A 20,808-nucleotide genomic window follows, 5' to 3' on the forward strand; every position below is an offset into this window, starting at 1 on the left:
CCGAACAACAGTGAGCGACAACATGATTTCTTGGGAGAAGGACGCCGACGGTATCGTCGTGCTCACCCTCGACGACCCCAACCAGAGCGCGAACACGATGAACGAGCTCTACAAGGCGTCGATGAAGGCCACCGTCGACCGCCTGTACGAGGAGCAGGACTCGATCACCGGTGTGGTGATCACCTCCGCGAAGAAGACCTTCTTCGCCGGCGGCGACCTGCGCAACCTCATCGCCATCGGCCCGGATGATGCACAGGCCGCGTTCGACGAGGTCGAGGGCATCAAGGCCGACCTGCGTCGTCTCGAGACCCTGGGCAAGCCCGTCGTGGCCGCCATCAACGGTGCCGCGCTCGGTGGTGGTCTCGAGATCGCCCTCGCGACGCACCACCGCATCGCCGCGGACGTCAAGGGCGTCCAGATCGGCCTCCCCGAGGTCAGCCTCGGCCTGCTGCCCGGTGGCGGTGGTGTCACCCGCACCGTGCGCCTGCTCGGTATCCAGAACGCCCTGATGCAGGTCCTGCTGCAAGGCAACAAGTACAACGCCGTCAAGGCCAAGGAAGTCGGCCTGGTCCACGAGGTCGTCGGCAGCGTCGAGGAGCTCGTTCCGGCCGCCAAGGCGTGGATCAAGGCCAACCCCGAGGGCGGCGTCCAGCCGTGGGACGTCAAGGGCTACAAGATCCCCGGCGGCACCCCGTCCACCCCGTCCTTGGCCGCGAACCTCCCGGCCTTCCCCGCGAACCTGCGCAAGCAGATCAAGGGCGCCCCGATGCCGGCCCCGCGCGCCATCATGGCCGCTGCCGTCGAGGGCTCGCAGGTCGACTTCGACAACGCCTCGACCATCGAGTCGCGGTACTTCGTCGAGCTGGCCACCGGCCAGGTCGCGAAGAACATGATCCAGGCGTTCTTCTTCGACATGCAGTCCATCAACTCGGGCGCCTCGCGTCCGAAGGACGTGCCGAAGCGCGAGATCAAGAAGGTCGGTGTTCTCGGCGCGGGCATGATGGGCGCCGGTATCGCCTACGTCTCCGCCAAGGCCGGGTTCGAGGTCGTCCTCAAGGACGTCACCCTCGAGGCCGCCGAGCGTGGCAAGGGCTACTCGGAGAAGATCGAGGCCAAGGCCCTCCAGCGTGGCAAGACCACCGAGGAGAAGTCGAAGGCGCTGCTCGACCGCATCAAGCCGACGGCCGACGCCGCCGACTTCGCCGGTGTCGACTTCGTCATCGAGGCCGTCTTCGAGAACACCGAGCTCAAGCACAAGGTCTTCCAGGAGATCGAAGACATCGTCGATCCCGACGCGCTGCTCGGCTCGAACACCTCGACGCTGCCCATCACCCTCCTCGCAACCGGTGTGAAGCGGCCCGAGGACTTCATCGGCATCCACTTCTTCTCGCCGGTCGACAAGATGCCGCTGGTCGAGATCATCAAGGGTGAGAAGACCTCCGACGAGGCCCTGGCCCGCGTGTTCGACTACACGCTCGCGATCCGCAAGACCCCGATCGTCGTCAACGACAGCCGCGGCTTCTTCACCTCGCGCGTGATCGGCACCTTCGTCAACGAGGCCATCGCCATGCTCGGTGAGGGCATCGAGCCCGCGACCATCGAGCAGGCCGGATCGCAGGCGGGCTACCCGGCTCCGCCGCTGCAGCTGACCGACGAGCTGAACATGAAGCTCATGCAGAAGATCGCGAAGGAGACCGAGGAGGCCGCCAAGCAGGGCGACACCACCCTCGGCGCCGAGCGTCATCCCGCACAGGACGTCATCGACTGGATGGTCGAGCAGGGTCGTCCGGGCCGCCTCGAGAAGGCCGGCTTCTACGAGTACGACGAGAACGGCAAGCGTCTCGGCATCTGGCAGGGCGTGCGCGACCACTTCCAGACCAAGGCGACGCTCGACGTGCCGCTGCAGGACCTGATCGACCGCATGCTCTTCGCAGAGGCGATCGAGACCCAGAAGTGCTTCGACGAGGGTGTTCTGAAGACCACCGCCGACGCCAACATCGGCTCGATCCTCGGCATCGGCTTCCCGGCCTGGACGGGCGGTGTCGCCCAGTTCGTCGTCGGTTACCCCGGTGGCAAGGAAGGCTTCGTCAAGCGCGCCGAGGAGCTCGCCGCCAAGTACGGCGACCGCTTCACCCCGCCGGCGTCGCTGCGCAGCTGACGCGCGAGTCGCAGACGGGGAAGGCCCCCGACCGGATCCGGTCGGGGGCCTTCCCCGTTCGCGGAAACTTCCGGGAGGTTGTGGCCGGTCTCCGTGGGGATTTCCGGCAACAACCTCCCGCGACTTCTCCCTACGGCTGCCACCAGGGACGCAGCGGTACCTGGGGCCGCTGGGTGTCGTCGAGCTTGACGGCGAGCACCTGGTGCAGCTGGACGACGTTGCGTTCGAAGCCGAGTCGCGAACCGGCCATGTACAGGCCCCACAGGCGGGCCGTGCCCTCACCGACCTCCTCGACGCAGGCCTCCCAGTGCTTCTCGAGGTATTCGCACCAGCCCTTGAGCGTCAGGGCGTAGTGCTCGCGCAGGTTCTCCTCGTGCAGCACCTCGAAGCCGACGTTCTGCGCCTCGGAGATGATCCGGCCCGAACCGGTCAGCTCCCCGTCGGGGAAGACGTAGCGGTCGATGAACCCGCCCGCCTTGACGCGACCCCGGTTGGTCGGGCGCGTGATGCAGTGGTTGAGCAGCAGGCCGCCCGCCCGCAGCTTGTCGAGCAGGAACCGGAAGTAGGCCGGGTAGTTCGCGACACCGATGTGCTCGGTCAGGCCGATCGACGAGATCGCATCGAAGCCGCCCTCGGGCACGTCGCGGTAGTCGGAGTGACGAACCTCGGCGAGATCGCTCAGACCCTCCTCGGCGATGGCCTTCTGGGCCCACTCGGCCTGCTCCTTGGAGAGCGTCACGCCGAGGGCCTTCACGCCGCGACGGGCGGCGTAGCGCACCATTCCGCCCCAGCCGCAGCCGATGTCGAGCAACCGGTCGCCGGGCTCGAGGCCCAGTTTCTCGAAGACGAGACGATACTTGTTCTCCTGGGCGTCCTCGAGGCTCTGGCCCTCCGACTCGAAGACCGCGCAGGTGTAGGTCATCGACGGTCCGAGCACGTACTCGTAGAACTCGTTGGAGACGTCGTAGTGGTGGTGGATGACCTCGGCGTCACGGGACTTCGAGTGCCGCAGACCCTCGGCGATGCGCCGCCAGCGCGGCAGGTGCTCCTGCGGCGGCGGGGAGACCGGCTTGAGCAGTTCGGTGCCGAGCGACTTCACGATCTGGGCGAGGACCCGGGCCGGCGGACGCTCGAAGTGGAGGTCGCCGAGCGCCGCGAGCAGCGGATAGGGGTTACCGGGGTGGACGCCCTTCGCCTGCAGGTCGCCGGCGATGTACGCGCGCGCCATGCCGAGATCGCCGGGGGCCGTTGCGATGTACGACGCCCCCCGCGGGGTGGCGAGATGCAGCCCGAACCGGGAGTCCTCGGGGCCGACGGCGGATCCGTCGTACGCCGTGAACCGCATCGGCATGTCGCCGCCGGTGACGATCTCGACGATATCCGCGAGAGCGAGCTTGTCCTCGGTGGATCTCGTGCTCTCCGCCTTGAATGTGGTCACTTGCGTTGCACCGCCTTCGAAAAGAGGTCCAGTAGACGGGACCGAGGGTCGTACTGCTTCTTGAGGGCGGGGTATTCACCACCGCCGTAATACAATTTCTCGAACTCGTCCTCGCTGTAGTACGAGTCGGAGTAGAGCGACTTGTGTCCGTCGAGCTCGGCGACCTTCTTCTCGATCAGCCTGTTGGCGGCTCCTTTGATCTCGCCCGGCACCTTGGGAACGGAGGACCAGAACCCGACGTTGACGTACGCGCGGCCCGGCTCGAGCGGGTACAGCGGCCATGGGCGCTGCGGATCCGTCGCGCCCTCCGAGCTGCCGTCGCGTAGACGCAAGGGGCACAGCCAGATCGGTTCGATCGGGATCTCTTCGAGGAACCATTCGACGAACTCCCGCGTCCGTTCGATGGGCACCTCGATGTCCTGCACGACCCGTTCGCGCGGCGGGTTGCCCTTGCGTGCCTCGATGCGATCCGCGACCGAGTACTTGTGGTCGATCGCGATGAGCTTCCAGTAGAAGCTGCTGCGCAACAGCTGCTTCGGCCAGAACCGGCGGATCTTCGGGTTCTGGGCGCCGAAGGCCCGTGAGCACCAGAACCAGTCGGTGTCCCACCGCCACAGGTAGTCGTGGATCGTCAGGCGGTCCTGCTTGGGATGGTTTACCGAGATGTGCTGGATCGACCGGTAGTAGATGTCGTCCTTCGTGTAGTCGCTGACGGGGCCGGGTTCGTCGGTCTGCGTGCCGAGGGTCAGATAGCTCTCGTCCGCGGAGAAGACGACGCCGTCGACGTAGTCGACCGGCACGTCGTCCCAGACGCGTTCGTCGACGACCTTCGTGAGCGCGTCCTGCAGATCGGAGATCGTGTCGAATCGCAGGTGACGCAGCGCGACGAACGGCTTCACCGGCTCGAGTTCGATGCGCAGGCGTGTCGCGTAGCCCAGGCTGCCGTAGGAATTGGGGAAGCCGCGGAACAGGTCGGCGTGCTCGCCCTCCGGACGTGCGGTGACGATCTCCCCGGCGCCGGTGAGGATGTCCATCTCCAGCACCGACTCGTGGGGCAGGCCGTTGCGGAAGGAGGTCGACTCGATCCCGAGGCCGGTGACGGCGCCGCCCAGGGTGATGGTCTTGAGCTGGGGCACCACGAACGGGGCCAGGCCGTACTGCAGGGTGACGTCCACGAGGTCCTCGTAGGTGCACATCCCGGCGACGTCGGCGGTGCGGGCCTCGGGGTCGACGGAGATGACGCCGGCGAGGCCGGAGACGTCGAGACCGGGAGCGTTCACGGCGGCGCGGGCGCGGAAGAGATTCGAGGTCTTCTTCGCCAGCCGCACGGGCGCGTCTGCGGGGATGGCGTGATAGGAGCGCAGCAGCCGTTCGACACCTTCGCGGTGGACGGCCTCTCCGTAGGGGCCCTTGGTGCGTGACGATCTCGGCATCGGCATTCGACTCCCTGGAACGGCGCATCGTTGTGGCACATCCACAATAGACCCGGCGGTCGCATCCGTCCGTGTAGCGACAGGGCAGGATAGGGGTGAGTCGCACGAGGTAATTCCGGTCCGAACACGCAGAAGGAGCCGTCGATGGCACAGGTCAGCGCAAGCAGCTCGATCCAGTTGGCAGCAGCCCCGGAGGCGGTGCTCACCGCCCTGGCCGACTACGAGACGGTGCGTCCGCGCATCCTGACCGAGCACTACCGCGACTACCGGGTGATCGCCGGTGGGCGGGGCGACGGCACCGTCGTGCACTGGATCCTCCAGGCCACCGAGAGCCGTCAGCGCGACGTGCAGGCGACCGCGTCGGTGAAGGGCAGTACGGTCACCGAGACCGACGCGAACTCCACCCTCGTGACCACCTACAGCGTGGTCCCGAACGGCACGGGTTCGACCGTGGTCGTCCTCACGCAGTGGAAGGGTGCGGGCGGCATCAAGGGCTTCTTCGAGAAGACCTTCGCTCCGCTGGGTCTGCGCAAGATCCAGCAGCAGCTGCTCGAGAACCTGAAGAAGGAACTCGACTAGAGCCCGTTCGCCGGTCCGTACCGACCGCCCTGCCGGGCGACTAGGCTGGCAGACAACTTGCAGAAAGGACGTGTCCGTGCAACCCGGTGGAATGCCCGACATGCAGCAACTCCTCGCCCAGGCCCAGCAGATGCAGCAGCAGCTGGTCGCCGCGCAGAACGAGATGGCCCAGGCGGAGGTCACCGGTTCGGCCGGCGGTGGTCTCGTCACGGCGACGGTGAAGGGCACGGGTGAGGTCGTGTCCGTGAAGATCGACCCGAAGGTCGTCGATCCCGAGGACGTCGAGACCCTCCAGGATCTCGTGGTCGGCGCGATCGCCGATGCCTCGGCGAAGGCGCAGGAGATCGCGGCCGAGAAGCTCGGTCCGCTCGCCGGTGGTCTCGGGGGCGGTATCCCGGGTCTTCCGGGTTTCTAGAGGTCGGCGTTGTACGAAGGACCGGTCCAGGACCTCATCGACGAACTGGGCAAACTGCCCGGTGTCGGGCCCAAGAGCGCGCAGCGGATCGCCTTCCACCTGTTGTCGGTGGAGCCGTCGGAGATCGACCGGCTCCAGGCGACGCTGCAGCGCATCCGCGACGGCGTGCAGTTCTGTGAGGTGTGCGGAACCGTCTCGGACCAGCAGCGGTGCCGGATCTGCGCCGATCCTCGGCGCGACCGCACGGTGATCTGTGTGGTCGAGGAACCCAAGGACGTGCAGGCGATCGAGCGCACCCGCGAGTTCCGCGGGCGCTACCACGTGCTCGGCGGGGCACTCGATCCGCTCAACGGCATCGGTCCCGAGCAGTTGCACATCCGCGAGCTGCTCACGCGCATCGGCAACCAGGAGGACGGGGTCGACGTCACCGAGGTGATCATCGCGACCGACCCGAACACCGAGGGGGAGGCCACGGCCACCTATCTGGTGCGGATGCTCCGCGACTTCCCGGGGTTGAGCGTCACCCGCCTCGCGTCGGGTCTGCCGATGGGTGGCGATCTCGAGTTCGCCGACGAGCTGACCCTGGGACGAGCCCTGTCGGGGAGGCGGGCGATGTGACCGTGCGCAGCACGGAGACCTCGCATCGTGGCGAACCCGAGAGGCAGCGCCGACGCACGTCCGACGAGACGCGGGCGCTGATCCTCGACGCGGCGGGCAAGGCCTTCGCGACGCGTCCCTACCGGGAGATCACCCTCAAGGACATCGCGGAGGACGCCGGGGTCAGCGCACCGCTGATCATCAAGTACTTCGGTTCCAAGGAACAGCTGTACGACGAGCTCGTCGACTTCCACCATGCCGCGGAGCTGCTGTTCGACGGGCCGCTCGAGAACCTGGGGGAGCGGATGGTGGCGCTGCTGGCGCGGCCACTCGAACCCCACAAGCCGCTCTCGATGAACATCCTGTTCATGAGCGGTGGCAGCGAGGAGAGCAACCGCAAGCTGCGCGAGAACTTCTCGACGCAGATGATCGACACCCTCGCCGCACGGTTACCGGGGCCGGACGCCCGTCTGCGCGCGGAGCTGGCCATGTCGGCGGTGATGGGGCTGGCGATCATGCGGCGGCGGATGATGCGCGACCGCGCGACCGGCACGATCGACGAGGTGGTCGCCGTGTACGCCCCTCTGGTCCAGCGACTGATCGACGGAGGCGGTTCTTAGCGTCACGAATGACTTGGGTCACTTCCCTTGAGGGTAAATAGCCGTTCACCTTAGAGTGGTGAACGACTATTTACCTATGGCGAGGGGAGGGCGTCGTGTCGGTGTCGTTCCCCCTCCGCCTGCACGTTCCCGGACGCACCGGTGCGCTCGCGACGCGCTCCGGCGCGGATTCCACCGTCAGGCGCCGGGATCTGCGGCATCTGGTGTTCCCCGTTCTCGCCGTCGGCGCGGTCTTCCAGGCGATCATGCAGACCGTCATGGTCCCGCTGCTGCCGAGCATGCCCGGCTTCACCGGGGCCGGACCTACGGCCGTGTCGTGGCTGGTGACGAGCACTCTGCTGGTCGGCGCGGTGATGACCCCCATCTTCGGGCGGCTCGCCGACATGGTCGGCAAGCGGCGGATGCTGCTCATCGCGTTCACGCTCATGACCGCCGGATCGTTGATCTGCGCGCTGACCTCCAACATCGCGCTGCTCATCTTCGCGCGCGGCCTGCAGGGCGCCGGTGCGGCCGTCCTGCCCATCGGCATGGCGATCCTGCGGGAGGTCCTGCCGCGCGAGAAGGTCGACCGGTCGATCGCGATGCTCAGTTCGACCCTCGGCATCGGCACCGCCGTGGGCATCCCCTTCGCGGCCGCCATCGTCCAGTTCGCCGACTGGCACCTGCTGTTCTGGGTGACCACGGCGATCGGTGCCGGAGTGGCGACCGCTGCGTGGATCGTCATCCCCGAATCGCGCACCCGCACCGGCGGCCGGTTCGACGGGGTCGGTGCCGTGGGGCTCTCGGCCGCGCTGATCTGCCTGCTCGTGCCCATCACGCAGGGCAGTACGTGGGGGTGGACGAGCCCCGCCGTGCTCACCACCTTCGCCGCCGCCGTGGTGCTGTTCCTGCTGTGGGGTGTGCAGCAGCTGCGCAACCGCAACCCGCTGGTCGACCTGCGGGTCTCCTCGCGGCCGTCTGTCCTCGCCCCGCACCTGTGCGCGCTGCTCGTCGGGTTCGCCTTCTACGGCAACACCCTCATCACCACCCAGCTGCTGCAGGCCTCGGCGGAACACGGCGCCGGCTACGGCCTGACCATCCTGCAGGCGGCGCTGTGCCAGCTCGCCGCGAGCTTCGCGATGATGATCTTCGCGATCGTCGCCTCGCGCATCACCGAACGTTTCGGCGCCAAGATCACGATCATGGCCGGTGCGCTCTTCCTGCTCGGCGGCTACTGCATCCATGCCGTGCCCGGCAAGCCGCTGTGGCTCGTGGTGGCCGCGGTCTTCGTCGCCGCGGTCGGGACGTCGCTCGTGTACTGCACGCTGCCGGTGCTGCTGCTCGGCGCGGTCCCGCTGTCGCAGAACGCCGCCGCCAACGGCGTCAACGTCCTGCTCCGCACCGTGGGCAGCACGGTGTGCAGCGCGGTGGTCGCTTCGGTGCTCGCCGCCCACACCGTCGCCGGCGGTCTCGGGTTCGACACCTCGGCCTTCGTCATCGCTTATCTCGTGTGCGCGGGCTGCGCGGTCGTCGTGTTCGCCTCGGCGTTCTTCCTGCCGTCGCGCCGCGCCCTCGCGCTCGTCGCGGACTGACTTCCGGAACGGGTTCGGCCCCGCATCCCGGCGACGTGACCGGAATGCGGGGCCGAATCCCCTGTCCCCCAGGTAGGAGTGGCGTCAGTGCTCGACGCCGAGATCGCTCGGACGGTATCCGAGGGGGTAGCCCGGATACGTCCTGTTGGTCGCGTTGCCCGCCGACAACGACACCCGTCGTTTCGGCAGCCGCCGCACGAACGCCGAGCGCGCCCGCAGGGCTCCCTCGACGACCTCCGTGAGCTGCGGGGAGCTCTTGGGGAAGCCGAAGGCCGACGCCATCCGGTCGTCGATCAGCGCGAACACGACCTTTTCGATGCCCTTGTTCAGGAACTTCGGGTACCACGACTGGAACAGCCGCAGCGTGTACGTGCCGATCGCGTGGTTGTCGTCGCTGTAGACGAACTTCTCGCGTTCGTACTCGAGCTTGAAGCGGTGGAACTCCTGGAACGACTCCGGGATGTCCTTGATGCCCATCCGGATGCCGACCTGCCGGTAGAAGTAGAACGACGCGAGCCGTTCCTTCGGGTGCAGGCGACGCCAGCCGTAGCGGTCGATCCAGTCGAGCGGGTCGTACACGAAGGTCGACAGCACGTACAGCATGTCGTCGTTGTCGATCGAGTATTTGCCGTGCATCCGGTTGATGTTGCGCAGGGATTCACGGCCCCGGTCGGAGTCGTAGCCGTGCTCGACGAGTTCGGCCATGAGCAGGGCGGTGTCGTCGTACCGCTTCTGCGGCTGCTTCTCGAACTCGCCGGTGCGGGCGAGGAGTTCCGAGATGCTGGGCACGCAGTACGTGCGGAAGAGAGCGAACTCGAGCGACCGCTGGTAGTCCCACGGGAACTCGTAGCCGGCGGTGATCCGCACGATGTCCTGGTGATGGGTCACCGGGTCGAGACCCTCGATCACCTCGACCCAGCCCATCCGGCCCCGCTTCGGATGCGGATCCCGGTTCGGCGGCGGGAAACTGCCCGCCTTCTCGATGCGCGCCTCGGGCGTGGCGACGACGGCCGGTTTCCGGCTGCGGGTGCGCGGGGGAGTGGTGGTCATCGGGTCACCTTCCGTGCATGAACTTCAGCATCGCCTGCGAGATCTTCAGGTCGCGCTCCGGACGCTCGAGGCTCATGAGCTTGAGCGGCGAGCTGAACTTCGCCACCGTGACCGACTTCGGGCGGCTGAACTCGCGCAGGCCGTCGGCACCGTGGATGCGGCCGAAGCCCGACTCGCCGATGCCGCCGAAGGGCAGCGCCGCGATGGCGGCGAAACCGAGCACCGAGTTGACCGACACCATGCCGTTGCGCAGACGCTCGGCGAGCTGGCGGCCCTTCTTCTTGTTGCGCGTGAAGATCGACGCGCCCAGACCGTAGTTCGTGCCGTTGGCGCGCTCGACGGCCTCGTCGAGATCGCGGACCTTGTTGACCACGACGGTCGGGCCGAAGGTCTCCTCGCACACCGCGGCCGAGGTCTCCGGCACGTCGGCGAGGATGACCGGCTCGACGACGCGCTCACCGACCGACTCGACACCGCCGAGCACGGCCTTGCCGCCGGACTTCAGGGCGTCCTCGATGTGGCTGCGCACGATGTCGACCTGGCGGGGGAGCGTCATCGGGCCGTAGGTGGAGTTCTCGTCGCCGCCCGGCTTGGCGCGCTTGACGGTGGCGGTGAGCTTGTCGAGGAACTCCTGGTAGACCGGCTCCTCGACGTAGATCCGCTCGACACCCGCGCAGGTCTGGCCGGCGTTGCCGAACGCACCGAAGGCGGCGAACTCGACGGCCTCGTCGATGTTCGCGTCGGCTGCGACGATCATCGCGTCCTTGCCGCCGCACTCGGCGACCAGTGGGGTCAGCGACTCGGCGCACACCGCCATGACCTTGCGGGCGGTGGGGCCGGAGCCGGTGAAGGCGACCTTGTCGACACCGGAACGCACGAGGGCGGAACCGGTCTCGCCGAGGCCGGTGATCACCTGGAAGACCGGCTGGGTCGGGGCGATCGAGTTCCACTTGTCCTCGAGCCACTTCGCGACGCCGGGGGTGAGCTCACTCGGCTTGAACACCACGGCGTTGCCCGCGGCGAGCGAGTAGGCGATCGAACCCATCGGCGTGTAGACGGGGTAGTTCCACGGGCCGATGACGCCGATGACGCCGAGCGGCTTGTACTCGAGGATCGCGGACTGGTTGAAGCTCGCGACCCCCGAGGGCACCTTGCGGGGCTTGAGGACCTTCTTGGCGTTCTTGGCCGCCCAGTCGAGGTGCTCGACGGCGAGCATCACTTCGAGGAAGGCGTCGCCGTAGGGCTTGCCCGTCTCCTTGGAGATCACGGAGGACAGCGAGGCGGCGTCGGAGGCGATGGCCTTCTTGAACTCGAGGAGCCAGTCGCGGCGGCCCCGGAATCCCTGTGCCTCCCACCAGCGGGCGGCGACCCGGGCACGCTCGACAGCTTCGCGGACGGCAGCCTCGTCGGCGATAGGGTATTCGGCGATGACCTCGCCGTTTCGGGGGTCGAGGCTCGCGAAGGTGTCGCTTTTCGCTGCGGCCGCAGAGTTCTTGTCCGAGGCTGCGTTCGCCTTCTTCGGTCGGGTGAGGTTCTGGGTCATGTTCGACACTTCCTGGTGGACCACATCACATATATTTGATGTGATAGCTGTAGTGGACATCACATTAGGCGCTCTCGGGCCAATTGGACAACCCCCGTGTGCAGTTGGCCGGACTACTTCAGGAGAGATGATGGCGGCACCGGCTCAGACCCCCAGGATCCCGGCCTCGCAACGATCGGGGGCGCCGATGCGCCGGCGTCCCCAGTTGTCCGACGAGGTAGCGCGGCACCTGCGGGGATCGATCATGTCCGGTGTGCTGCGCCCGGGGGACTTCATCCGTCTCGACGAGACGGCCGCCGAGCTCGGTGTCAGCGTCACCCCGGTGCGCGAGGCCCTGCTGACCCTACGGGGCGAGGGGATGGTCGAGTCCGCCCCCAACCGCGGTTACCGCGTCGCACCGCTCACCCGGCAGGACATCGACGACATCTTCTGGCTGCAGGGGCAGATCGCCGTCGAACTCGCGCTGCGCGCGGTGGATCGGGTCACGTCCGAGGATCTCGGGCGCCTCACCGAACTCAACGAGCGGTTGCGCATGCTCGTCTCCCTGCCCGAGGGGGTCTCCCCGGACGTCGAGCGGATCGCCGACGCGGAGTTCGACTTCCACCGCGAACTCAACCGCATCGCCGACAGCCCGAAGCTCGCCTGGTTCCTCAACGCCGCCGCCCGCACGATCCCCTATCGCCTCTACGCGCGCGACACCGACTGGGGCACGCTCGCCGTCCGGTCGCACACCGCCCTGATCGACGCGCTCGGCCGGCAGGACCACAACGAGGTGATCACCCAGACCCTCCTGCAGTTCGAGGATGCGGCCGCACGCCTGGCCGCGCACCGTCAGCGGGTGGGGATCGACCCGAAGACGACGTAGGCACTTGCCTATCTGAGTACGGGTGTGCACAATTTGTACGACAGTGCTGCACCCGTACTTTCATTGTCAGGAGATCCCCATGACGACTCACGCCGAACAGAGGGTTCCGGCTCTCGCGGCCGACCCGCAGGTCGTGGACGGCCCGGCCGAGGAGCGGGCGGCGAGCCCCGCGCCGCTGCCGCCGGGATCGGTGGATCTGTCCGGCTTCGTAGGTGAGTCGATGCTGCTGCTCGGCGCCGGCGCCACCGTGCTGCTGCAGCTCGCGCTGCGCGGCGTCGGGCACGGCGTCGCCGACCACAGCACCACCCTCGACCGGCCCCTCGACCGGCTGCGCACGACGATGACCTACGTCTACGCCGTCACCCTCGGTACGCCGGAGGAGAAGAAGCAGATCGTCCGGCTGGTCAACAAGGCGCACGCCCCGGTGCGGTCCGACACCTACAGCGCGTTCGATCCCGAACTCCAATTGTGGGTTGCGGCAACGCTGTACCGCAACGGCGTCAACATGTACGAGCGGATCTTCGGCCCGCTCACCGACGCCGACATCGAGCGCATCTACCGCCAGTCCGCGGTCTACGGCACGGCGCTGCAGGTCAAGGAACACATGTGGCCGAAGACGCGCGAGGAGTTCGACCGCTACTGGGACGAGATGATCGCGACCGTCGAGGTCGACGCCAAGGTGCGCGCCTTCACGCGCAACCTCCTCACCGGCGGCGACGCCCCGCTGCCCGTGCGCACCCTCATGCCGCTGCAGCGGTTCATGACGATCGGCCTTCTGCCGCAACGGATGCGCGAGGAGTTCGCGCTGCCCTGGAGCCCGCGCGACCAGCGTCGGTTCGACCTGTTCTGGAAGGTCTTCCCGCCGGTCTACCGCGCGATCCCGCGGCCGGTGCGTCAGCTGACCGCCACCTACTACCTGCGCGACATGCGTCGTCGCCTGAAGGGCAACGGCCACATCATCTGACCGGGTTCCCTCGACGGAGCGGCCGGGCGATGCGAATCACCCGGCCGTTCCGCGGTTTCCGGAGGTCGCCGCTCGGACGGCCGTGTCGCGCTCGAGGCCGAACCAGTAGTGCTCGCCGTCGTCGAACACCAGCGAACCCTTGCCGTTCATGACGCCGACGAGGGTGTCGTCGTCGACCTTCTTGAAGTGGTCGAACACGGGCATCCCGTCGTAGACCATCGTCGCCGTGACCTCACCGCGGAAGACGACCTCCCACAGGCTCGCCTCGCCGCGACCGGTCTCCTTGTCGGAGAACAACTCCCCGTGGTCGTCGTAACACACCAGGGGCTGCACCTCGGACGCCGAGACGAACGCCTTGCCGTACCACCGCATCCTGTCGAGCAGCCGGCCGGTGCGGTGGCCGGTGTCGAAACCGAAGCCCTTCCACCGGTATCCGACGAGATCGTCGATGCGCGCGGGTGCGAGTTCCCTCCAGAGGGCGTCGAGTTCGCGCGGATCGATCCGGTCGGTGCGTGCCCGCAGTTCCGCGAGTCGCTGGACGACGTCCATGTGTCCCCCTGATCGTCGTGGTCAGTTGTCGTGGTCGAAGGTGAGTACCGCCTTGACGACCTCGCCGGCGGCCACCGCCGCGAACGCGTCGTCGAGTTTCACGAAATCGAAGGTGCGGACCAGTGCGTCGACCGGGAACCGGCCCTCGCGCCACAGGTCCGCGAGGCGCGGGAGGAACTGCTGCGGGTCGACGTCGCCCTCGATGACCCCGGTCAGTGTGCGTCCGGACAGCAGGTGCGTCTGGTCGATCGTCACCGGGTTGCGGCCCGCGCGCAAGCCGAGCGTCGCGCACACGCCGGGGCCGGCGAGCGACGACAGTGCCTGCCGGATGACCGCTTCCGTGCCCACGGACTCGACCGCGTGGTCGGCGCCGCCGCCGGTGAGTCGGCGCAGGTGACGGCCGAGATCGTCGTGGTCGGCGGGGGAGAGCACCTCACCGGCGCCGAGCGTCCGCGCGAGCTCGTGACGACGTGGGTTGGGGTCGACACCGATGATGGTGTCGCAGCCCGCGATCCGTGCAGCCATGATCGCCGCCATGCCCACGGCGCCGAGCCCGAACACGACGATCGACGAACCGGATTCGGGGCGCAGCACCTCGAGCACCGTCCCGGCGCCGGTGGCGAGCCCGCAGCCCAGCGGTCCGGCGAGCGCGACCGGCACGTCGGCGGGCAGACGCACCGCGTTGCGTTCGGTGGCCACCACGAGCGAGGAGAACGACGACTGGCCGAACCAGTTGCCGTGCACCGCGGCACCGGAGGTGTCCTGCAGGACGGTCGAGCCGTCCGCCCGCCTGCCGCCGTAGTTCAGTGCGGCGAAGTGCGTGCAGTAGGCGTAGCGGCCCCGCGCGCAGTTCCGGCACGAGCGGCACGAGTCGAAGCCCAGGACGACGGGATCGCCGACCGCGAGACGGGTGACCGCGCTGCCGGTCTCGACGACGACGCCGGCACCCTCGTGGCCCAGCACGGCCGGGACGGGCAGCGGGACACCGCCGGCGGCGGCCGTGAGATCGGTGTGGCAGATACCCACCCCGTGGATCCGGACGAGCACCTCGTCGTCGCGCAGTTCGGGGATCAGCACCTGCTCGGGTCGCAGCGGGGTGCCGTATTCGCGCAGCACCGCGGCGGTCGCGGTCCGGGTCATGCCGTGCTCTTTCCGTTCGTGTCCCCGAGCAGCACCGCGAGCATCAGCTGCTGCACCCGGCGCTGCCGCGACTCCGTGGGAACGAAGTGCAGCAGGCTGCCGGTGTCGAGGACGAGGTTGAGTGCCCCGTGGACGAGGAAGCGGCAGTCGACCGCAGAGAGCTCGGGACGGAGCTGGCCGACGAGCCGGGCCCATTCCTCGATGTTGAGGCGCTGGATGTTGCGCAGCTCGCTGCGGTGATGGGAGGGCAGGTTGCCGATCTCGGCGAAGTAGACCGACATCAGTTCGCTGTGTTCGAAGGACAACCGGACGTAGACGTCGGTGAGGGTCTCGAGGGCCTGGGCGGGATCGGTGGACTCGGCGAGGGCGGCCCCGACGGCCATCGCGACGCGGTCGCCGGCCCGGCGGAACGCCGCGGCGAGCAGCTCGGCCTTGCTGGGGAAGTGCCGGTAGACCCCGGATGCGTTGATCCCGGCGGCCGCGCCGATCTCCTCGATGCTCACCTCGTGGTAGCCGCGGGCGTCGAAGAGCAGCACCGCCTCGTGGAGGATCACCTCGCGCTTGTTCACCACGGACAGACCCTGCCGTTCGGCCCGCGGCGCCGGTTCGTCGGTGTCGGGGACGAGTTCGGTGCCCGCCACGGCGCGGCAGGCGTCGAGCAGCAGCTGCTGCAGGCGCCGGTTGGACATCGGTGCGCGATGCGTGGTGATCGAGCCGATGACGCTGAGCATCGCGCTGCTGAGCAGCACGTAGTCGTCGGGGCCGAGGTCGGGATGCAGTCGGGCGACGCTGCGCGCAAGGTGCCGGTTGAGCGCCGTCATCTTGTCACGGATCTCGTGCCGGTCCTCGCCGGTGAGATAGCGGCGCTCCCAGCGGTACAGCCCGCCGGTGCGCCGGTTGTCGATCGTGGTGCGGACGAGCGCGAGGAGTTTGCGGTCGAGTTCCTCGGCCGGTTCGAGTGCGTTCTCCCCGGCGGTCTGCTCGTCGAACTCCGCGAGTGCCCCGCCGAGGGCGTCGGCGAGCGTGACCACGGCGTGGCGGAACAAGGCGTACTTGTTGGGGAAGTGCCGGTACAGGGCGGGTCCGGAGATGCCCACGGCGGTGGCGATCTCGTCGATGCTCACCCCGTGGTAGCCGCGTTCGCTGAACGCCTCGGCCGCGACGGAGGCGATCTGCGCCTTGCGGTTCTTCGGGCGGCGTCGCACGGCCGGGGCCGCCGCCTCGGTCTTCGCGCGCGCACGAATCCCGACCTGGGCTTGTTCGGGCACCGTGCCTCCTCGTCGTGGGTCCTGCGGCGGGTCGTGGCGTCGCTCCGCGGTCCGCCGGTCTCAAAGGTAACAGCACCACCCTCCGGGCACGAACTCTACTTCCTGGTAGGAAGCCGCAAATCCGCAGGACAGAACGTATTGACAAACCAGCATGCAGACACCAAAGTTAACACCGATTCTTCAACCGCGTCGGTACGATCGTGGCACGAAACGGTTTCGACGGCGGCACTTTTCGAAGGACCCGAGGAGGACTCGTGAGAACCCGATTCACCGAAACGTTCGGGGTGGAACACCCCATCGTCCAGGGCGGCATGATGTGGGTCGGCCGGGCCGAACTCGTGGCCGCCGTTGCCGAGGCCGGGGCCCTGGGCTTCATCACCGCCCTGACCCAGCCCACCCCCGAGGACCTGGTCCGCGAGATCGAACGGACCCGGCAGCTCACCGACAAGCCCTTCGGTGTGAACCTCACGATCCTCCCGTCGATCAACCCGCCGCCGTACGCCGAGTACCGCCAGGCGATCATCGACTCCGGGGTGAAGATCGTGGAGACGGCCGGCTTCAACCCGGCCGACCACCTGCCGCACTTCAAGGACGCCGGTATCAAGGTGATCCACAAGTGCACCAGCGTCCGGCACGCCGTGAAGGCCGAGCGCATCGGCGTCGACGCCGTGAGCATCGACGGTTTCGAATGCGCCGGTCACCCCGGTGAGGACGACGTCCCCGGCCTGATCCTGATCCCCGCCGCGACGCGCGAACTGTCCATCCCGGTCATCGCCTCCGGTGGCATCGCCGACGCCCGCGGTCTCGTCGCCGCGCTCGCACTCGGCGCCGAGGGCGTGAACATGGGCACCCGCTTCATGTGCACCGTGGAATCCCCTGTGGCCCAGGAGGTCAAGGAACAGATCGTCCGCAACACCGAACTCGACACCAAGCTCATCTTCCGCACGCTGCGCAACACCGCGCGTGTCGCGACCAACGCGGTGAGCCAGGAGGTCGTCGAGATCGAGTCCCGCGGAGCGAAGTTCGAGGACATCGCCCACCTCGTCGCGGGTGCCCGCGGCCGGAAGGTGTTCGAGGACGGCGATCTCGACGCCGGCATCTGGACCGCCGGCCAGAGTCAGGGTCTCATCCACGACATCCCGACCGTCGCCGAACTGGTCGAGCGGATGGTCACCGAGGCCGAGTCCATCATCACCGGCCGGCTCAACGGCATCGTCGGAGAGGCGGTGCGGGCATGACGGCGGCCACCACGGAGAGCCTGCGCTCCGAACTCGCGGACGGCATCCTGCGCCTGACGATCACCCGTCCGCGCCGGATGAACGCGATCGATCTGTCCACGATGCGCGCTCTCGGCGAGGCCGTGTCGGCGGCGGGGGAGGACGACCGGGTCCGCACCATCGTCATCACCGGCGAGGGCAAGGCGTTCTGCACCGGCGCCGATCTCGCTGCGGGAGCGGCCGATCCGCAGGATCCCGGCGTGGTCATGGACACCGCCAACGGGCTGGTCCGCGCGATCGCCTCGGTTCCGGTGCCGGTCGTCGCGGCGGTCAACGGTCCCGCGGCCGGTGTCGGCGTCTCGATCGCGCTCGCCGCGGACCTGACCTACGCCGCCGAGAGCGCCTACTTCCTGCTCGCCTTCGTGAACATCGGGCTCATGCCCGACGGCGGGGCGAGCCTGCTCGTGCCCGCGGCGATCGGACGCGCCCGTGCCGCCGAGATGGCACTGCTCGGGGAACGCGTATCGGCCGCCGACGCCGAGCGTTTCGGCCTGGTGGCGCGCACGCTGCCCGACGCCGAGCTCGCGGCCCACGTCGACGCCGTCGCGGCGCGTACCGCCGCCGGCCCCCGCCGGGCGCTCGCCCTGACGAAGCAGGCGCTCAACGCGTCCACCCTGCCCGAGCTCGACGCCGCTCTCGCCCGCGAGAAGGAGGGGCAGGTGGAACTGCTCGTCTCCCCCGACTTCGCGGAGGGCGCGGCGGCCATGCTCGAGAAACGACCCGCACGTTTCGCCTGACGTAAACGGATCGACCCCGGAATTTCACACACCGGGATTCCGCACACACTTCCCGGGCGGGAGCAGTGCGCGGCGCAGCTCTCGTCGGACACGCTCCCGCCCGGTGAATCCACCGTTGAACACGGTCTTTTCTCTTCTGTGCTCCCCGTTCCACGGATACCCACCCGTATTCGGATCGACGGAATCCGCGTTAACAAATGCTCTGGCGCAAACCGTCTCGTTCATGTAATGTGCCTCACACATCGACGGCTCGGCGTCTGCCGCGCCGGTATTCCCCGTCACGAGAGGATCATCGATGGTTCCACCCACTGTCGTCTCCGAAGCAGTCGGCGCGGACGCGACCCGCTTCCGTTACAACAACTGGAACAATCAGGTGGCTCGCCACGCCCTGATGATTCCCGAGCGCACGGCCTTCCGTTTCCGCGGTGAGACGATCACGTGGTCGCAGCTGCACACGCGCGTCGAGAAGCTCGCCGATGCTCTCTCCCGTCGTGGCGTCGGATTCGGCGATCGTGTGATCATCCTGATGCTCAACCGCCCCGAGTACATCGAGATCGTCCTCGCGGCCAACGCGCTCGGCGCGATCGCCGTGCCGGTCAACTTCCGCCTCACCGCACCCGAGGTGGCCTACCTCGTCGCCGACTCCGGCGCGAAGGCGATCGTGTCCGAGGGCCCGCTCGTGCCGCTCGCCGCTGCCGCGCGCAGCCAGGCCGAGGGGATCGAGCTGTCGATCGTCGTCGGTGCCGAGCCCGAGGGTGATTCGGTCGCCTACGAGGATCTCGTCGCCGAGGAGGGGGAGCCGCACCCGCAGGTCGACATCCCGAACGACACCCCGGCGCTCATCATGTACACCTCGGGCACGACGGGCCGGCCGAAGGGCGCCGTCCTCACCCACTCGAACCTCGAGGCGCAGTCGCTCACCTGCATCCGTGCCTTCCGTCTGTTCGACGAGACGGGCGTCGGATTCTGCGCGTCGCCGATGTTCCACATCGCGGCCCTGGGGTCGATGGCTCCGAGCCTGATGCTCGGTACCCCCACCGTGATCCACCCGGTCGGTGCGTTCGACCCCGACGAGCTGCTCGACGTGCTCGAGGCCGAGCAGGTCACCAGCCTGTTCCTCGTCCCGGTCCAGTGGCAGGCCGTGTGCGCGGCGCAGCAGGCCAAGCCGCGGAACCTGAAGCTGCGCAACATCTCCTGGGGTGCGGCGCCGAGCTCCGACACGATCCTGCGGGCCATGGCAGAGACCTTCCCGGACGCCTTCAACGTGGCGGTCTTCGGGCAGACCGAGATGTCGCCGATCACCTGTGTCCTCGACGGCGACGACGCCATCCGCAAGCTCGGCTCGGTGGGCCGGGTCATCCCGACCATCCAGGCCCGTGTCGTCGACGACGAGATGAACGACGTGGCGCCCGGCGAGGTCGGCGAGATCGTCTACCGCGGCCCGACCATGATGCGCGAGTACTGGAACAACCCCACCGCGACCTCCGAGGCGTTCCACGGGGGCTGGTTCCACTCGGGCGACCTGGTGCGCGTCGACGAGGAGGGCTTCGTCTACGTCGTCGACCGCAAGAAGGACATGATCATCTCCGGCGGCGAGAACATCTACTGCGCCGAGGTCGAGAACGTCCTGTTCGGTCATCCGAAGATCCTCGAGGCGGCCGTGATCGGCCGTCCCGACGCCAAGTGGGGCGAGGTCCCGGTCGCGGTCGTCGCCCTCAAACCGGGCAACGACGACCTCACGCTCGAGGAGCTCCAGCCGTTCCTCAACGAGCACCTCGCCCGCTACAAGCACCCGAAGGAGATCGTCATCGTCGACGCTCTGCCGCGCAACGCGAGCGGCAAGGTCGTCAAGGGTGAGCTCCGCGGCGGTCTGCCCGCCGTCACTCAGGGCTGATCCACCGGTCCGGCGGCGAGAGCCGAACCGGGACCGGACCGCTCGACGTCGTGCCTGGGGTTCATCGGGGGATGGCAGCACGACCGCGGTGCCGGTTCCGGTTCGGCTCTCGTTGTTCTTCGAGACGAGAACTGGTCCGTTCACATGAATTCCACCGACATTCCTGCCGAGCAGACATCCGGGAGCACGACGGCCCGGAACGAGTCCGACATCTCGGGTTCCGCGCGTGGGCGCGGCATCCTGATCGTGCTGCTCGTACTCGCGGTCGCCGCGGCGACCTTCTTCGGGTTCCGCTGGTGGCAGGCCGAACAGGACGCCTCACTGCGCGACGACGCCGTCGCCCGGGCCCGCGAGTACGCCGTCGCCCTCGGCACCTACGACTACCGCACCTTCGACGACAACATCGCCGCGGTCACCGCGAACTCCACCGAGGAGTTCGCGGCCGAATACGACGGTATCGCCGCCGATCTGCGCGGACTCGTCGAGAGCGGTGAGGGCACGTCGACGGCGCGGGCCGAGCACGCCGGGCTCGAGACCTTCGACGGCGAGACCGCGACGGTTCTGGTCTTCCTCGACCAGGACGTGAAGAACGTCGTCGCCCCGGAGGGGCGCACCGACGCGACACGCTTCGTCGTCACGTTGAAGCGCGACGGCGACCGGTGGCTGCTCGACGGAGCCGAGGCTCGGTAGGGTCCGCTGGGACACCGGCC

At 68.1% G+C, this 20,808-nt stretch carries 19 protein-coding genes; 12 read left to right on the forward strand and 7 right to left on the reverse strand.

Annotated elements, in window-relative coordinates; genetic code table 11:
• Positions 1–10: 10 nt before the first annotated feature.
• Positions 11–2,158, forward strand: coding sequence for a 3-hydroxyacyl-CoA dehydrogenase NAD-binding domain-containing protein (locus tag OED52_RS01485; protein ID WP_264152951.1), 2,148 nt, complete (start codon positions 11–13; stop codon positions 2,156–2,158).
• 130 nt (positions 2,159–2,288) lie between these two features.
• On the opposite strand, the gene OED52_RS01490 is transcribed toward OED52_RS01485, so the two are convergent.
• Both OED52_RS01490 and OED52_RS01495 read right to left on the reverse strand, forming a co-directional pair.
• Complete coding sequence (locus OED52_RS01490) at positions 2,289–3,596, reverse strand: class I SAM-dependent methyltransferase (RefSeq protein WP_264152952.1); 1,308 nt, start codon at positions 3,594–3,596, stop codon at positions 2,289–2,291.
• Positions 3,593–5,035 carry an FAD-binding oxidoreductase gene (locus tag OED52_RS01495; RefSeq protein ID WP_264152953.1) on the reverse strand — a complete coding sequence of 481 codons (1,443 nt, stop codon included), beginning with the start codon at positions 5,033–5,035 and terminating at the stop codon, positions 3,593–3,595. Before OED52_RS01495 ends, OED52_RS01490 begins: the two co-directional genes overlap by 4 nt.
• A 138-nt stretch (positions 5,036–5,173) precedes the next feature.
• Between OED52_RS01495 and OED52_RS01500 the strand changes: the two genes are divergently transcribed.
• From OED52_RS01500 to OED52_RS01520, 5 genes are all read left to right on the forward strand, one after another.
• Positions 5,174–5,608 carry an SRPBCC family protein gene (locus OED52_RS01500; protein WP_264152954.1) on the forward strand — a complete coding sequence of 145 codons (435 nt, stop codon included), beginning with the start codon at positions 5,174–5,176 and terminating at the stop codon, positions 5,606–5,608.
• A gap of 76 nt (positions 5,609–5,684) precedes the next feature.
• Positions 5,685–6,023 carry a YbaB/EbfC family nucleoid-associated protein gene (locus tag OED52_RS01505; protein ID WP_413247698.1) on the forward strand — a complete coding sequence of 113 codons (339 nt, stop codon included), beginning with the start codon at positions 5,685–5,687 and terminating at the stop codon, positions 6,021–6,023.
• 9 nt (positions 6,024–6,032) lie between these two features.
• Positions 6,033–6,641 carry a recombination mediator RecR gene (gene recR / locus OED52_RS01510; protein WP_264152955.1) on the forward strand — a complete coding sequence of 203 codons (609 nt, stop codon included), beginning with the start codon at positions 6,033–6,035 and terminating at the stop codon, positions 6,639–6,641.
• On the forward strand, positions 6,638–7,240 hold the full coding sequence (locus OED52_RS01515; protein WP_264152956.1) for a TetR/AcrR family transcriptional regulator: 603 nt from the start codon (positions 6,638–6,640) through the stop codon (positions 7,238–7,240). Before recR ends, OED52_RS01515 begins: the two co-directional genes overlap by 4 nt.
• Before the next feature lie 203 nt (positions 7,241–7,443).
• On the forward strand, positions 7,444–8,811 hold the full coding sequence (locus tag OED52_RS01520; protein WP_264154546.1) for an MFS transporter: 1,368 nt from the start codon (positions 7,444–7,446) through the stop codon (positions 8,809–8,811).
• Between the two features lie 84 nt (positions 8,812–8,895).
• On the opposite strand, the gene OED52_RS01525 is transcribed toward OED52_RS01520, so the two are convergent.
• Both OED52_RS01525 and OED52_RS01530 read right to left on the reverse strand, forming a co-directional pair.
• On the reverse strand, positions 8,896–9,861 hold the full coding sequence (locus OED52_RS01525; RefSeq protein ID WP_264152957.1) for an oxygenase MpaB family protein: 966 nt from the start codon (positions 9,859–9,861) through the stop codon (positions 8,896–8,898).
• A 4-nt stretch (positions 9,862–9,865) separates the two neighbouring features.
• Positions 9,866–11,404 (reverse strand): aldehyde dehydrogenase family protein, encoded by a 1,539-nt coding sequence (locus OED52_RS01530; protein ID WP_264152958.1) that lies wholly within the window; start codon positions 11,402–11,404, stop codon positions 9,866–9,868.
• A gap of 130 nt (positions 11,405–11,534) precedes the next feature.
• Between OED52_RS01530 and OED52_RS01535 the strand changes: the two genes are divergently transcribed.
• On the forward strand, positions 11,535–12,269 hold the full coding sequence (locus tag OED52_RS01535) for a GntR family transcriptional regulator (protein ID WP_264152959.1): 735 nt from the start codon (positions 11,535–11,537) through the stop codon (positions 12,267–12,269).
• A gap of 79 nt (positions 12,270–12,348) precedes the next feature.
• Positions 12,349–13,233, forward strand: a complete 885-nt coding sequence (locus tag OED52_RS01540) for an oxygenase MpaB family protein (protein ID WP_264152960.1) — start codon at positions 12,349–12,351, stop codon at positions 13,231–13,233.
• Between the two features lie 36 nt (positions 13,234–13,269).
• Here the strand turns inward: OED52_RS01540 and OED52_RS01545 are convergent, their stop codons facing one another.
• Genes OED52_RS01545 through OED52_RS01555 form a run of 3 tightly spaced genes read right to left on the reverse strand, consistent with a single transcriptional unit; the run spans position 13,270 to position 16,190 of the window.
• A complete protein-coding gene (locus tag OED52_RS01545; protein WP_264152961.1) occupies positions 13,270–13,782 on the reverse strand; it encodes a DUF4334 domain-containing protein in 513 nt (170 codons plus the stop codon).
• Between the two features lie 21 nt (positions 13,783–13,803).
• Positions 13,804–14,922, reverse strand: coding sequence for an NAD(P)-dependent alcohol dehydrogenase (locus OED52_RS01550; protein ID WP_264152962.1), 1,119 nt, complete (start codon positions 14,920–14,922; stop codon positions 13,804–13,806).
• Positions 14,919–16,190: a TetR/AcrR family transcriptional regulator gene (locus OED52_RS01555; RefSeq protein WP_264152963.1), complete on the reverse strand. Its 1,272-nt coding sequence runs from the start codon at positions 16,188–16,190 to the stop codon at positions 14,919–14,921. Before OED52_RS01555 ends, OED52_RS01550 begins: the two co-directional genes overlap by 4 nt.
• A 254-nt stretch (positions 16,191–16,444) precedes the next feature.
• Between OED52_RS01555 and OED52_RS01560 the strand changes: the two genes are divergently transcribed.
• The 4 genes from OED52_RS01560 (at position 16,445) to OED52_RS01575 (ending at position 20,788) form a co-directional block, all read left to right on the forward strand.
• The gene (locus OED52_RS01560; protein WP_264152964.1) at positions 16,445–17,428 is read left to right on the forward strand and encodes an NAD(P)H-dependent flavin oxidoreductase; all 984 of its coding nucleotides are present in this window, start codon (positions 16,445–16,447) and stop codon (positions 17,426–17,428) included.
• Positions 17,425–18,204: an enoyl-CoA hydratase gene (locus OED52_RS01565; protein ID WP_264152965.1), complete on the forward strand. Its 780-nt coding sequence runs from the start codon at positions 17,425–17,427 to the stop codon at positions 18,202–18,204. Before OED52_RS01560 ends, OED52_RS01565 begins: the two co-directional genes overlap by 4 nt.
• 295 nt (positions 18,205–18,499) lie before the next feature.
• On the forward strand, positions 18,500–20,098 hold the full coding sequence (gene fadD5, locus OED52_RS01570) for a fatty-acid--CoA ligase FadD5 (protein ID WP_264152966.1): 1,599 nt from the start codon (positions 18,500–18,502) through the stop codon (positions 20,096–20,098).
• A gap of 144 nt (positions 20,099–20,242) precedes the next feature.
• A complete protein-coding gene (locus OED52_RS01575) occupies positions 20,243–20,788 on the forward strand; it encodes a hypothetical protein (RefSeq protein ID WP_264152967.1) in 546 nt (181 codons plus the stop codon).
• Positions 20,789–20,808: the final 20 nt, after the last annotated feature.

The sequence above is a fragment of the Rhodococcus sp. Z13 genome (assembly GCF_025837095.1).
GTDB classification, from domain to species: Bacteria; Actinomycetota; Actinomycetes; order Mycobacteriales; family Mycobacteriaceae; genus Rhodococcus; species Rhodococcus sacchari.

Coding starts and splice junctions, on each gene's coding strand:
- OED52_RS01495 (WP_264152953.1), bottom strand. CDS start 5,035: ATGCCGATGCCGAGATCGTCACGCACCAAGGGCCCCTACGGAGAGGCC.
- OED52_RS01500 (WP_264152954.1), top strand. CDS start 5,174: ATGGCACAGGTCAGCGCAAGCAGCTCGATCCAGTTGGCAGCAGCCCCG.
- OED52_RS01525 (WP_264152957.1), bottom strand. CDS start 9,861: ATGACCACCACTCCCCCGCGCACCCGCAGCCGGAAACCGGCCGTCGTC.
- OED52_RS01530 (WP_264152958.1), bottom strand. CDS start 11,404: ATGACCCAGAACCTCACCCGACCGAAGAAGGCGAACGCAGCCTCGGAC.
- OED52_RS01535 (WP_264152959.1), top strand. CDS start 11,535: ATGGCGGCACCGGCTCAGACCCCCAGGATCCCGGCCTCGCAACGATCG.
- OED52_RS01540 (WP_264152960.1), top strand. CDS start 12,349: ATGACGACTCACGCCGAACAGAGGGTTCCGGCTCTCGCGGCCGACCCG.
- OED52_RS01545 (WP_264152961.1), bottom strand. CDS start 13,782: ATGGACGTCGTCCAGCGACTCGCGGAACTGCGGGCACGCACCGACCGG.
- OED52_RS01550 (WP_264152962.1), bottom strand. CDS start 14,922: ATGACCCGGACCGCGACCGCCGCGGTGCTGCGCGAATACGGCACCCCG.
- OED52_RS01565 (WP_264152965.1), top strand. CDS start 17,425: ATGACGGCGGCCACCACGGAGAGCCTGCGCTCCGAACTCGCGGACGGC.
- fadD5 (WP_264152966.1), top strand. CDS start 18,500: ATGGTTCCACCCACTGTCGTCTCCGAAGCAGTCGGCGCGGACGCGACC.
- OED52_RS01575 (WP_264152967.1), top strand. CDS start 20,243: ATGAATTCCACCGACATTCCTGCCGAGCAGACATCCGGGAGCACGACG.